This is a genomic window from Rhizobium chutanense (assembly GCF_002531935.1).
Taxonomy (GTDB): Bacteria; Pseudomonadota; Alphaproteobacteria; order Rhizobiales; family Rhizobiaceae; genus Rhizobium; species Rhizobium chutanense.
In genome coordinates this window covers 41418-53679 of record NZ_NWSV01000022.1, presented here as the reverse complement: position 1 = coordinate 53679, position 12262 = coordinate 41418, and the positions used below count along the sequence as shown (strand labels likewise).

Sequence of the window (12262 nt, the reverse complement as noted above, 5' to 3'; positions counted from 1 at the left end):
CTGATTGTCCCGAGATCGATTTTCCTTTGGGTGGCGAAGTTGGACGAAGCTATTGTTCGTCGCTTCCGCAGCGGTCGTTGTGGAGGCGATTGCAGGTCTCACCAGATCGCGTGTCGTCTGCGTGACGCCACTCTATAGCCCCCTCGGACACGGACGTGGCCAGAAACAAGCCTGCTTCCAGCAGCGCGCGGATGCCACAGAAGGTGACGTGGTCTCGCGCTGAGACCCTGAAGAACAAGCTTTCACTTGTCGGCCTTATGATCGCGCCTCCACCTTCGAAAGCTAGAAACCTGTCAGGTCCCACGGAGACGAGGGATTGGTAGAAGTCCTCGATTTGCGTGCAGATCTTGTCGGCAACGTGCTGCGTGCGCGAGATAGCGACACACGCTTCGGCGACGTGTACGCACTTTGGAACATCTTCCTCATCCGCGAATGATGGCGCTCGTGGCAGGACCAGATGCGCGTTGCCCGGCGGACTCAGCTCAACGAAGTGATGGACTTCGCCAATCGATTTCTTCATGCTGTTCCTGCCTGTTTGGAGAAAAAGGGCTTTTCGAGATGGCAAAGCGCTGAGGGCTGCTCAACGTGATGGAGCGCTTTCTGCTGACGCGAACGTTGTTCCAGTTGAGGCTCGTGAAGACGTGACGCAGTTGCGCTCACGCGACGGTGAAGATGAGGAGCCGCTAAAGGGTCCAGGATCGCCCCGATAGCCGCCTTGCTTCGGATTCCGGGTAAAGGCGGTAAGGAAGGTCCGCATAGACATATTCTGCCGGAATCGCGGGTGGGGACAGCTTCGATAGGAACAGGTCGAGATTCTGCTGACTGTTGCTGGAGACAAGCGTGTAGAAATTGCCGCTGTTCCAGGTGACGAATGAGTGTCCAAAGAACCGGCGTAGTGTTTCGCTCATCTCCGAAAGGGTGACTTCGTTTCGATCCATTCGCGTCAGCACCGTCTCTTCCTTCGCGCGAATATCTGACGCGCTGAAGAAGCGAGCTTTGAAGCTATGGTCCTTCTGGCGTTCCCGCCGGCGATATTCCTCGTCGTCTTCATGCCTGAACTTCTCGACGAACATGAAGAGCCCGTTGGTCTTGAGATGCTGCGAGACGAAACGGATCTGATCGAAGCGATTTGGCGAATACATCTGGAAAGTCGTGTCCTCGAGGATGATATCGAAACCGCTGCCAAACTTTCGGAGCTCCACGTCTTCTTGGACCCTTTGCGATGTCAGATGATGAAATGGTCCGTGAAAAAACATGGCATGAGGAGGAACGCCATAGGCATAGAAGCTTCTAAGGTTCTCGACGTTGGGACTGCATGACAGTGTTTCTATCCTGCCCTTGCCAAGTTCGCCGATCACACGAGCCATCGTCCCCTCGGCTGTACCTAGCGTGTAGAGTTGCAGTTGACCCTTTCTGGCCCGCGCGTATTTGAGGATCGCGCCGCCTATGCGGCACTCCTCTTCGAGGCGGTAGGGTATGCTGCTCAAGTAGTGCTTATCGAATGGACCTTGGCGCAGCGGATGAAGGGCTGAAAAGCGCCTGAACGTCATGTCCACTGGGAACAAGCGGCGATCGAGCTCAGGCGGACGGATAGGCATTCCGGCCTCACCGGATGCGGTGGTCGAAAAAAACTCAGAAAGCTCGTTAAGGCGCGGGGCGCAGTCGCACTCCTCAATGAAGTCGGCAAATTCACGCATGCGAAAGCCTGCCTTTCTCTCGCACCATCGCGTTGTTGGGATTCAGGAGGGAAATCGCGCATCCCGAAAAGATTGTGCCGTCAGCGATGATGTCGGCAGAAGATGATCGCGAACGTCATGTTTTCGCATCCACGATTTTGATTGGTTTTCATGAAATTGACATGAAATTCGACCTGAGGTTAAAGCCTGGCTTGTTGACAACTTGGGGTGAGGTAGGGTCGCTAACACACCGGTTTTTCAAGGGAGCAGCTGTCGAGTGGGGATCATTCCATCAATTCACCCCGAGAGGATGAAGAAGTCACAAGGGGAGATCATCCTTCACCAGCAAGGCCATTGGAGCCATGCCCGCGCAGATGTCGTTCGCCGGCGCAGTCTCGGGCGACAGGTTATCGACGTTGTCGCGGATGACCACCTGATCTTCCTCAACATAAGGGGTACGGCGGCATCCGGCGAAAACTTTCTGGACGGACGAAGAGTCGAGTTCAGTCCGCGTCCAGACGGCTCGCTTGTTTACATTCCGCCCGGTTGCCACTGGAGCGGTTGGGATGAAGGGGATGCTGAGGGTTGTTATCTTATGATAACCGTGACGCAGGATTTTTTTTCAAACCTCACGACTAAGCTGCCGCGCGTCGGCACCTTGCGTCCGGAGCTTGGATTTAGAGATCTGCCGATCCAATGCTTGGCGCGGCAGATTGCCGGAGAACTTTCACACGACGATTCCATGGGGAGTGTGATCGTGGAAGGGCATCTCGCGGCTATCTTCGGACTTCTGCAGCGCCGCTCCGGCACATCTGGCAGATTGTCTCGAGGAGGATTGTCGCCTACCGTTCTCAAGCGCGTGATAGGGCGGATTGAAGCTCACATCGATCGACCTCCAAGCGTGCGCGCTCTGGCTGAAGAGGCGGGATTGACCTACGAGCATTTTTCCCGCGCTTTCAAGCAGTCGCAAGGCTCGACGCCCTATGGCTTCTATAACCAACGCCGTCTTGAACGCGTGACCGACCTTCTCCGCACGACTGCGATCAGCGTGACCGAGATCGCCATCGCCTGTGGCTACTCCAGCGGGAGCCACCTCTCGACCAGATTTCGCCGAGAGACGGGATTTTCCCCTGCCGAGTACCGGGCGCTCTGGAAGGAGTAGCCTGGTTCTGAACTAGAGATAATATCAAATTCGTGAAAGCCGCCAGCTCTTCAGAAGAATAGCATGTCCCCATGAACCTGCCAGTAGGGAGTGTGGATGAAGTGGGCGCAACAAAAAGCAGCGGCATAGGGTGTTATGCCTCTCGCGGCATCTATCTCTTCTGTGTTCTGGCGTCGGCCACTGGCCGGAATGTCTACTTCGTGCTGGCGGCATGGGTTGCGACAGATGTCAGCAAGAGCGCGAGCGCTCTCGCCATCCTTTTGGCGCTCGGCAGTGCCGCCGAGTTGCTCACCAGCAACGTTGGCGGCGTTCTAGTTGATCGATTTGATCGTCGCTTCGTCTGTATCGCTTGCGATTTATCAAGGTTGATCCTCATATTTTCAACGGGTATTGGTCTCATGTTCGGTGACCCACTTAGTGTTCTTTGCCTATCGTGGACCATCTTCGCGTTCATCGACAGAACCTATTCGACTGCGCTGCAGGCCATCATTCCAGACATCGTGCGTCCTAAGAACCTCACTTCATTCAATTCGGCGTCTTATATTGCGATGCAGGCGGGCAATCTCATCGCCGCTATCGTCACCGGGTACAGCTTAACCGCCATCGGGATGAATCTGACGTCGATCTTGCCTGGCGCCTTTTTCGGCCTATCACTGTTGGGGCTGCTGGCACTGCTCGGCCGACAGCCGCCTTCTCGTTCTCGATCGGATTTGCAGGCAAAGAGCATTCGTCGGATGGATCTGTTGCCGACGACCTTCGTCGTTCACCCACTGAAGACCATCGCCGTCATGTATGCGTTGACCTATGCGATGGGCATGCTTGTGAGTGTATTGGGCGCCGCATATGTCACTCGCGAACTCAAGGGGTCGGCGCTAGAGTTCGGTTATCTCGAGGCAGGTTGGGCCCTCGGTTCGATTGCGGGCTGTTCAACCCTTCTTCTCAGAAGGGCGCGTTCGCGACGACAAAGCATCCTCTTCCAGGCGGCGCTTGCTGGCATTGTTCTGTTGGGCTTTCCTGTTTTCCAGAGCTTTTTGTCCGCGCTCGTTCAACTGGTGTTGCTTGGCTTCTGCTACAATGTCACGCGGATCCTGATCGATGTACGGGTTCAATCGACTGTTTCGATTGACATGTTGGGGCGGGCGCGAAGCCAGATCCACACGATCTGTGTTTCGATAGGGCTTCTTGCGTATGGCATCATCGGGACGATCGGAGACGCAATTCCACCTTCGGGGATTTTCGGCCTCTTCGGGGCGCTGATGGTGACCGTCGCGCTCTTCTTTCACTTTAACATGGATCGGGGAGCGCCGGTGGAAAGCCGGTGCGTCTGAGGATGGAGACGTCGCCCAATAGCGACCTGGTTTCAAAAGGTGAGGTGTTGACCCTCATTTTTGAATTATTCCCTTGGTTGCGTCAGTTTGAGCAGGCATCGCTGAACGACTACGCAAAGGCGGCTTTCTCGGTTGGATCGGATCAATCGGGCTGCGTCGCGCGAAGCCAGGCAATGTCTCTATTGCGGTCACGCGTGGCGGCCGTCGCGCAACGTCAGGGTTATTCAGCAGGGGCCGTGACGCGCTTTCAAACCGAAATCGAAGTCGCTCCGGTGCTGCAGTGTGGCCCCCACCTCCACCTGTTGATCGAGCCTGACGCCTTTTACACCCATCTGTTCTCCCTGATGGGACTTCGCGCGCATGGCAGGACATCCTATATCTCCTACGCTTGCTCGACAGTGAAGTTCGTGGAACGCGGTCGCAAGGGTCCGGCCTGGCTCCACGTCGATGGCGATGCAGTCAATGTCTTCGGCCTGTCGCGCAGCAAAATGATCCCCTACAGCATTCTTGGCAGAAACGGCTGCTACAGATTCCATCTTCAAAACGTCGACAGGCCCGGTCATGACTCGGAGGCAATTTCCTGCTTGCGAGACCTTTTGCCTCTTGGCGAATTCCAGTCGGCGGCAGAGGCGATCAAAGCGGCAAATCTTTGCCTCTGGAAGCGGTATTCTGACAGCCAGGTGGACTTTCTTCAGCTTGACGATAGCGACGTTGCCGATCTGGTCGCGGACCACCTTTCCGATGGCCGGTCCTGGCTGCGAGCCTCGTTGATCGAGGACCGAGCATTCGCGATGCGCCTCATCCATTGCATCGATCAACTCGCTGACACGGCTTGGCGAGGCTGGCTGAAAAACTCGACGCATTTTTTCTGGGGCTGCATTGAAGGGCGGCTTTTTCCACTTTGGCTGGATGGCAGGGTCCTCCGGTCGAAGGAGACAGATGATGTCTGTGTTGAATTCTCGCCGCCAAGTCTTGTGGAGGCCCTGAGAACTGGCCGGATCGTTCCGAACCTTCTGCTGATGTTCATCGTAACGTCGATCCTGCCTGGCGTGCGTGTCCTGGGTGGAAGTCGGCATACGATCTATTATCCGTTGATGCGCTGGGCATTCTGCGAGGCGTTGAGGAACAACCATCGTGACACACAGCTTCTCAACGCACTGTCAAAGGACGAACGGCCGGGGGTTTGGGGCCATCGCATCATCTCCTCGCCGTGCGAGCCGTTTTCGCTGCTGAATGCAGTTAGCCGCGGGGGTATTGCAACGCTTCTCGAGCAGTTCGGCAAGATGAGCATTATCGACGCTTGCGGGCCCTTTTCCAGCTTCACCCAGGACCCCCTATGGGCGGAGCTTGCGGTGGCATACTCCTCCCGGAGGGTGGGCAGACACTCCTCGCAATGGGCGTTCCGCTGATCGCACCTCCTTTGGTTTTCTGTCCACTTTACCGCCCGAAGCGTGACCTCTCGCTTTTGAGACAAGTGTCCGCGCGTAAAGCGAAGCTATTGAATCTTGTAAAGAATTCGGTTGCGCGGCGGGCGGATTTCAACTAGGTTTCGCAGCGAGGCAGTACGCGCTGCCTTGGGGATTAGAACCCCCTGTTAGCGGTTGGTGTCGGCCGATTCGGCACCACACTCCTTGACCTTCGGTCGAGGAGCCTGTGGCGTATGTCCAGGTTCCTCGGAACTAAAGGCCACAGGGCCGTCTAGCACGGTGTTCTAACTCCCCGATCAGTGGGTTGAGCGAGTTTTCAGCGGGGGCGCACCGCGTGAAACTCTCCATCGGGGTGACCACCATGAAGCGCTATGTAGCAGCCCAGGTTCGGACTTCGAGACCTGCGCAAGCCAAACAGTCGGATGTTGCACGCGAGTCGGTACATCCAGTCGATCGGCATGTCGGACAGCAAATCCGTATCCGCCGAATGCAGTCGAATGTCTCCCTAGGGGATCTCGGCGCCGGCATCGGGGTGAGTTTGCAGCAGGTACAAAAATATGAAAGCGGTAAGAACCGCGTCAGCGCTTCGATGCTCTACGAGCTTGCCAATTGCCTCAAGATCCCGGTTTCGAGGTTTTTCGAAGGCCTTCCAGATCCCGAAACCACTCAGGGCCAGCAATTCATAACAGAGATCGATGGGAAGATTGCCTACATATCCACGGCGGAGGGACGGCGTCTGATAGACGACGTTTTGCTCCTTTCTCCGCGTGTGCGCAGCCGGGTCGTTGCCCTCGTCAGCTCGATTGTCGATGAAGAGATGGAAGAACACAAGGACGTTTCCCCATAAAAAGACCAACAAGAGCGCGGCCGCAAAAATTGGTCAGCGGTTCGTAGAGTTATCGCCGCATACTGCAGGTTCTAAAAAGCGATCTGGCCAACGTTCTTCTCTCGGTCAAGCACAGTGCCAAAACCGGCACTGCGGTCGGCAAGATCGTCAAGGATGTCTGCCGCCATTCTGCCATCGGCGAGCACAGGGAAGGGGAGGCGATCGCGTGCAGGATTCGATAATGCCTCGGTTCCACCGATCACAATCGGACGCAAGCGTACATTTTCCAGCTGTCCGCTAGATCCAAAATTGCAGGTCGCGATGACGCTCCTCCACACTTCCGGCGGGCTCCATTCCTGTTCGTCCTTTTCCGTATGGAAGAGGAAGTTGCCAAGGCCGTAGAAAATTGGCGTATTCCGATATATCTCAACCCCTTGAAGGACCGGAGCGCCATGGCTGACAAAGAGGCCTGCGCCCGCGTTAACGCAATCGTGCGCAAATTCGCGGACCCAGACGGGGACTTGCTGCCAGTTCGGCTCCCAATGGTGATGATGCAAATACACGATGACGAGCGTGTCGCGGCCCGCTTCTTCCGCGATCGCCGAAAGGTGAGCCCTGGCGCTGTGCCGGTCCATGACGATGCGGCGAGCGGTCTCATCTGATCTGCGAAACACGGTTCCATAGAAATCAATTTCGTCTTGGCCATGAAGATCAGGCGGATCCTCTGGCTGGGCATAATTCGCGCGCTCCAAGGGCGAACTTAGAAGACGCTCCTGAATGGAGCGAAGCAAGTTGAATGTTCCCGCTTCCAGGTCGAATACCCTGGAGACTTTCAGACTATTGATGCCGGGCCTTGCTATCCTGCCCTCAGTTGCGTCCTCGGCGTACATGAAAGACGGGCCTGGCCCGGCATCCATGGCAATCAGCGCGACATTTCGGGATCCGAACGTCATTTTCTGTGCCGTGGAAGCATGATGCTTGTTGTGGCCGATGCCGGCATGCAGGAAATTGTGTGCCGCAACCTCCTCCAGCGTCGAGAGGATCCCCGGCGGTCCAAGATCGAAAGCATGGTTGTTCGCCAGAGCCAGGCTATTGAAACCGAGCTCCTTCAACGCCGCCAAGACATCCGGCGCTGCAGCGCCGAAATAGCTGCCTTTGAGCGGCCATCCACCATGACGACCATAGATAGTCGTCTCGAGATTGGTGAAGGCAACATCGCTTGCTTTGAGGATCTCGGCGATCTCAGCGAGCCGTGGATCGCCGATCGTTCGAAGATCATGACGGATGAGCGACTGGCCGGTGACAGCAATGGAAAAGGGTGCGGACATATGGTCTACCTTCGATCTTTGGGACTGCCGACTGCTCACGCACTATGGCTTCGGGGGAAATGCGTGTCGGAAAGCCAGTGTCTAGTTCGATGTCTGCGGCGAAACATCGATCTTGAACCATTGCTCGCTCAGCCGCTTCAGGGTTCCGTCGCTCGTGGCGGCCTCGATGGCGCTATCGAATGCCGCAACCAGTTCGCCGTCATCTTGCCGGAGCCCGACGCCGACACCCGGGCCCCACAGGCCACCGGAGAGCCGCGGGCCGTAGAGCGTCGCAATCCCGCCATCCGTGCTGTCGAGGAAGGCTTTCCAGGTGAAATAGTCGGCAAGACCGCCATCGATGCGCTCAGCCACGAGATCGAGATGCATGTTGTCCTGGGAATCGTAGCTCCTGATCGTCGCGACCTTTCCGAACAGTTCATTGAGCACCGCTTCCGAATTCGATGATCGCAATACGCCCAAAGTTCTGCCGTTGAGAGCGGCTCGAAGCTCCTCGATCTTTGCCTGCTTTTCAGGGTCGATAGTTGTGAGGTCGAGCTCGGCCAACGTATCCGTGGGCGGAAGATTGAGATCTTTGCGTATGACAACTTGGTTGAAACCTCCGGCGTAGGGCTTGGAAAAAGCGATAGATTTCTTCCGCTTCTCAGTTATCGCCATCCCCGACATGATGGCATCGAACTTTCCAACGGTGAGCGCCGGTATGATTCCGTCCCAGTCCTGAGGCACGAAAGTGCACTCGAACTTCATCCTCCGGCAAAGATCGCGGCCGACGTCGATGTCAAAGCCGGCGAGCTCCCCTTGGGGGGTGATGGCATTCCAGGGCGGCGAAGCACCTTCAGAGGCGATTGTCAGTGTCTTCCTGTCCATTGCTCCCGCGTTGTTGGCGCAGACGACAAGAGACAGGGCAAGCAGAAGTGTTCGTTTCACGACGATGTTCCTTTCATTGCTGAGTTTGATTGTTGGCGTCCGGGATGTGGGCTGGCGTCAAGTTTCAGCCGAGGCGAGAGGCGGCTTTCCGTTCGCTCTTCGAGGTACAGGTTGCGCCGGCGGTGGACGGTTTGCCGTCGGCGTCCAACGCGTCTCCAGCATCTGGAAACCTTGCGTGATCAAGAGGGTAAGCAGCAGATAGAAAGCCCCCGCGGCAATGAAGACCTCGTATGGGGCGAATGTCTCCGACACCAGCTGTCGGGCGAGCCCGGTCACCTCAAGCAGCGTGATGGTGCTTGCAAGGGAGCTTGCCTTCAGCATTCCAACCACCTCATTTGCATAGGCGGGAAGAGCGATCCTGAGGGTCAAAGGGAACACGATAAGACGGGCAGTGTGGAAACGGGAAAGGCCCAAGGCTTTGGCCGCTTCAATCTGCCCACGCGGGACCGCCTGGATCCCGCCGCGCAGAACTTCTGTCGTATGGGCGGCGCTGTTCAGGGTGAAAGCAATGAAGGCGCACCAGAACGGCTCTCGCATCACGGCCCATAGAAAGCTTTGGCGGACGAGGGGAAGCTGGCCAATCCCGTAGTAAATCAGGAAAAGCTGAACCAGAAGTGGCGTGCCGCGGAACGCATAGGTATATGCCAGCACGGGCGCGGAAGCCCACGGATTTGATGATGCCCGTAGGAAGGCGAGCGGGACCGAGACGGCGAAGCCTGCGGCAAGCGATGCGAATGTCAGAACCAGAGTGAGAAGAAGGCCGCGGGGAAGGGTGAGAAACGCTTCAAGCGCGATGGTCATGCTCATTGCCTCAACCTTTCATCGCCGGGAGCGAATAGCGGCGCTCCAATAACCGGAACGAAAGAAGGGACAGGCTTGTGAGGGCGAGGTAGATTGCAGACGCTGCGAGATAGAAGGGGAGTGGAGCGCGCAGTGAGCCTGCGCCTATATAGGCGACGCGCATGACATCCGTCAGCCCGACGACGGAAATCAGCGATGTATCCTTTATCAAGGAGATGCAAAGGTTACAGAATGCCGGCAGAGCGATCGGGATCATCTGGGGAATGATGATCAGAAACCAAATCTGCGCGTTCGAAAGCCCGAGCGCCGCTGCAGCCTCTCGTTGGCCTGGTGCAACCGCGTTGATCGCACCACGGAATATTTCCGCGGCGTACCCGCTGAACACGACGGTCAGTGCCGCGACACCGGCCGCAAATGCATTAATCTCGATGTAGCCACCGGCAATCGCGCTCAAAAGGGCGGTTCCGCCGAAATACGTCAGGAGGATGATCAGAAGTTCCGGAACACCCCGGATGATGCCCGTGTAGGCCCGCATGCACGATGAAACCGACTTACGGGTCGAGTTGCGGAGAACGGCAATAAGCAAACCTAATAGGGTCCCGAAAGCGCAGCTCAAGGCAAACACTAAAAGTGTGTTCTTCAATCCAGATAAAAATTGATCTACAAATGCGTACAATGCAAGTCTCCAATATTCTTGCGAGCGCACCGAAATAGGAAAGGTATTCTCCCGACATATACAAAGGGCTTGCCGAGATTTAACCGAGGGTAGATTGGATTCATTAGCTTAACCGGCGCTCTAAGTTTGGCGTATGTCAAAAATATACTTTGACTTGCCGCCGTCAATTTATAAGATTCAGGAAGTTTTGATAAGCGCAGCTTATGAGGCGCGTCGCTCGACCACGATTGAGATTCCCGGCCATGGACGTCACCGACTCCGGAGTGAAGATCCGCCACCTTCAAATATTGCGGGAGGTTATGCGCGCCGGCTCGGAAAGGCTCGCAGCGCAGATGTTGCGAATAACCCAGCCGGCGGTCAGCCAAAACATCAAGCAGCTAGAGGAGACTGTCGGCTTCGCGCTCTTCCGCCGGGAAAACAACAGACTGGTGCCAACCGTCAAGGCATGGGAATTTCTACGCACAATCGACGCGGCGTTTGCCGGACTTGATCGGATCGGACCGTCAATCGACTTCCTGCGGAACAACGATACGCGAATGATCGGCATCGCGGCGCCAAGCGCTTTCTCCTTCGCGACCTTGCCGAAAGTGGTCAAAAGGATTCGGGAGAGAAGCCGCTCTTACGCCGTTCAGGTGAAATCAGGAACTTATGAGCAGATTGCAGATCATGTGTTAAACGGCCGCTCGGATCTTGGCATCTCCCGATTGCCTCTTGATGAGCGCATTCTTGATTGGGTGCCCGTCGGCTCGGCCACCAACGTATGTCTTTTTCCGGCCAACCATCGATTTGCGGCACAGCAGCTTGTCACTGCCGAAGATCTTGCTAGTGAGGCGATCATCGATATCGACCCGCAAATTGCCTCTCACCAAATGAGCGTCAATGCCCTTCGATATATGGGAACCGCTCCTGACATCGCCGTGGAATATGACGCCAATGGCCATGACATTGGCTATGTCATGGCAGGGATCGGCGTTTCGATTACGAACGAGATCATTGCGAGCGAATATGCTGAATTCGACGTTGCATTCCGCGAATTTCAGCCAGGGGCAACATATCACTACGTCGTCGTTTGGCAAAAAGATCGAAAGCTGAGTGATAGCCTAAGATTTGCATTGGAAGAGATAGTCGCGGCTTTGACAGATCGGGCTGCTTGACGATCGCATCGAGGTATGACCCTCGCACCGTAAAACAGATGTTGCGAGTTCATGCTGAACCGCGAGTTGTGCGCGTAAGCTTAGAGCGGGATGATTTTAGGTAGACCCGTGAGAAGGATTCCCTATGACGCAAATCAGATTCATCCTTCTGGCCGGTCAGGAGGCTGAGCTGGATGGCGAGACCTGTTTCGAATAACCGCGAGAAGTTGTAGAAGCGGTGATACAGGAGGGGTGTGGTGCCGGGCGGCGTCCAAGCGCTTCCGCATTGGCATCAGCATCGCGATCGATTGGGTGCGGCGCGTGACGCGACGGACAGCGCAGCCCGGCAGGATGAGTAGCCACAAGCCGCGAACGGCGGTGGCTTACCTAAGCCACCGAGCAGATAGTTGCGCCATATCGTAGAAGAACATCGCGACAATCGGAACTGCGTCGGTTGGCAGAAGCGGACCGGTTGTTTGTGCGATCATTGGTGCCATGTTCTCTTTAAGTGATTCTGCAGTTATCTTAAAATGGCGGATGACACTTCAATTGGACGCAATATCGACTAGAGCAAATCCTGTTCAATCCGGCTCATATCCAGCAGCCCTGAAGTAGTTTGCGCATTCTGTCGGCGTGAAGCGGAGCATCAATGCGCCTAGGACGTCCCATAGAGCATCGATCTTTCGTTCCGCGCCCTCCGTGGTTGACTGCGGCCCCTAAACCGGGACCGCGTGCCGGTGGCGACGGAAGCTATGAGATCACATGCTCAATGCGCTCGAGGTGGTGCTGAGGCACGATCTGAAGGGGTTCCTCGGCCGCTGCGATTTCCTCGACCGTAAGTCCGGTGGCGATGGCCAGGTCCTCAAGGCTGTAGCCCTTCGCAATCCTGGCTTCGCGGCGACGAGCGGCTGCGGAGGTGTTGTCGGCGGTAGCAAATTGATCCATTCCAAACTCCAAATCACGTTGATGTAGCGGCTGAGG

The 12262-nt window shown here is 56.2% G+C and carries 12 protein-coding genes and 2 pseudogenes; 6 read left to right on the top strand and 8 right to left on the bottom strand.

The annotated features are described in order from the left end of the window. Positions 1–49: 49 nt before the first annotated feature. Together rctB and CO666_RS24875 are read right to left on the bottom strand one after the other, a co-directional pair. Positions 50–520 (bottom strand): SMa0974 family conjugal transfer regulator, encoded by a 471-nt coding sequence (gene rctB / locus CO666_RS24880; RefSeq protein WP_097592257.1) that lies wholly within the window; start codon positions 518–520, stop codon positions 50–52. A gap of 163 nt (positions 521–683) precedes the next feature. Beyond that, a complete protein-coding gene (locus tag CO666_RS24875) occupies positions 684–1697 on the bottom strand; it encodes a class I SAM-dependent methyltransferase (protein WP_097603305.1) in 1014 nt (337 codons plus the stop codon). A gap of 289 nt (positions 1698–1986) precedes the next feature. On the opposite strand from CO666_RS24875, the gene CO666_RS24865 reads away from it, so the two are divergent. The 4 genes from CO666_RS24865 (at position 1987) to CO666_RS24850 (ending at position 6440) form a co-directional block, all read left to right on the top strand. Further along, a complete protein-coding gene (locus CO666_RS24865; RefSeq protein WP_210293994.1) occupies positions 1987–2838 on the top strand; it encodes a helix-turn-helix domain-containing protein in 852 nt (283 codons plus the stop codon). Positions 2839–2909: 71 nt separating this feature from the next. Next, positions 2910–4166: an MFS transporter gene (locus CO666_RS24860; protein ID WP_097592254.1), complete on the top strand. Its 1257-nt coding sequence runs from the start codon at positions 2910–2912 to the stop codon at positions 4164–4166. Positions 4167–4168: 2 nt separating this feature from the next. After that, on the top strand, positions 4169–5575 hold the full coding sequence (locus CO666_RS24855) for a hypothetical protein (protein WP_016737467.1): 1407 nt from the start codon (positions 4169–4171) through the stop codon (positions 5573–5575). A gap of 379 nt (positions 5576–5954) precedes the next feature. After that, the gene (locus CO666_RS24850; RefSeq protein WP_018247165.1) at positions 5955–6440 is read left to right on the top strand and encodes a helix-turn-helix domain-containing protein; all 486 of its coding nucleotides are present in this window, start codon (positions 5955–5957) and stop codon (positions 6438–6440) included. Between the two features lie 71 nt (positions 6441–6511). On the opposite strand, the gene CO666_RS24845 is transcribed toward CO666_RS24850, so the two are convergent. The 4 genes from CO666_RS24845 to CO666_RS24830 all read right to left on the bottom strand — a co-directional run bounded on the left by CO666_RS24845 (position 6512) and on the right by CO666_RS24830 (position 10148). Beyond that, positions 6512–7747: a CapA family protein gene (locus tag CO666_RS24845; protein ID WP_004668595.1), complete on the bottom strand. Its 1236-nt coding sequence runs from the start codon at positions 7745–7747 to the stop codon at positions 6512–6514. Positions 7748–7828: 81 nt separating this feature from the next. Continuing rightward, entirely contained in the window at positions 7829–8671 is an 843-nt protein-coding gene (locus CO666_RS24840; RefSeq protein ID WP_011053397.1) for a transporter substrate-binding domain-containing protein, read from the bottom strand. A gap of 57 nt (positions 8672–8728) precedes the next feature. Next, positions 8729–9478, bottom strand: a complete 750-nt coding sequence (locus tag CO666_RS24835) for an ABC transporter permease (protein WP_016737468.1) — start codon at positions 9476–9478, stop codon at positions 8729–8731. Positions 9479–9482: 4 nt separating this feature from the next. Then, positions 9483–10148: an ABC transporter permease subunit gene (locus CO666_RS24830; RefSeq protein WP_016737469.1), complete on the bottom strand. Its 666-nt coding sequence runs from the start codon at positions 10146–10148 to the stop codon at positions 9483–9485. 242 nt (positions 10149–10390) lie between these two features. On the opposite strand from CO666_RS24830, the gene CO666_RS24825 reads away from it, so the two are divergent. Beyond that, entirely contained in the window at positions 10391–11302 is a 912-nt protein-coding gene (locus CO666_RS24825; RefSeq protein ID WP_042120104.1) for a LysR family transcriptional regulator, read from the top strand. A gap of 173 nt (positions 11303–11475) precedes the next feature. Beyond that, positions 11476–11653, top strand: a pseudogene (locus CO666_RS34650) (IS630 family transposase); the annotation flags it as partial. A 209-nt stretch (positions 11654–11862) separates the two neighbouring features. Here CO666_RS34650 and CO666_RS24820 read toward each other — a convergent pair. Beyond that, positions 11863–11973 (bottom strand): annotated as a pseudogene (locus CO666_RS24820) (IS630 family transposase); the annotation flags it as partial. 58 nt (positions 11974–12031) lie between these two features. Beyond that, on the bottom strand, positions 12032–12226 hold the full coding sequence (locus CO666_RS24815; RefSeq protein ID WP_010068053.1) for a hypothetical protein: 195 nt from the start codon (positions 12224–12226) through the stop codon (positions 12032–12034). Between the last annotated feature and the right edge of the window lie 36 nt (positions 12227–12262).

Coding starts and splice junctions, on each gene's coding strand:
- CO666_RS24815 (WP_010068053.1), bottom strand. CDS start 12,226: ATGGATCAATTTGCTACCGCCGACAACACCTCCGCAGCCGCTCGTCGC.
- rctB (WP_097592257.1), bottom strand. CDS start 520: ATGAAGAAATCGATTGGCGAAGTCCATCACTTCGTTGAGCTGAGTCCG.
- CO666_RS24850 (WP_018247165.1), top strand. CDS start 5,955: ATGAAGCGCTATGTAGCAGCCCAGGTTCGGACTTCGAGACCTGCGCAA.
- CO666_RS24875 (WP_097603305.1), bottom strand. CDS start 1,697: ATGCGTGAATTTGCCGACTTCATTGAGGAGTGCGACTGCGCCCCGCGC.
- CO666_RS24825 (WP_042120104.1), top strand. CDS start 10,391: ATGGACGTCACCGACTCCGGAGTGAAGATCCGCCACCTTCAAATATTG.
- CO666_RS24860 (WP_097592254.1), top strand. CDS start 2,910: ATGAACCTGCCAGTAGGGAGTGTGGATGAAGTGGGCGCAACAAAAAGC.
- CO666_RS24835 (WP_016737468.1), bottom strand. CDS start 9,478: ATGAGCATGACCATCGCGCTTGAAGCGTTTCTCACCCTTCCCCGCGGC.
- CO666_RS24845 (WP_004668595.1), bottom strand. CDS start 7,747: ATGTCCGCACCCTTTTCCATTGCTGTCACCGGCCAGTCGCTCATCCGT.
- CO666_RS24855 (WP_016737467.1), top strand. CDS start 4,169: ATGGAGACGTCGCCCAATAGCGACCTGGTTTCAAAAGGTGAGGTGTTG.
- CO666_RS24865 (WP_210293994.1), top strand. CDS start 1,987: ATGAAGAAGTCACAAGGGGAGATCATCCTTCACCAGCAAGGCCATTGG.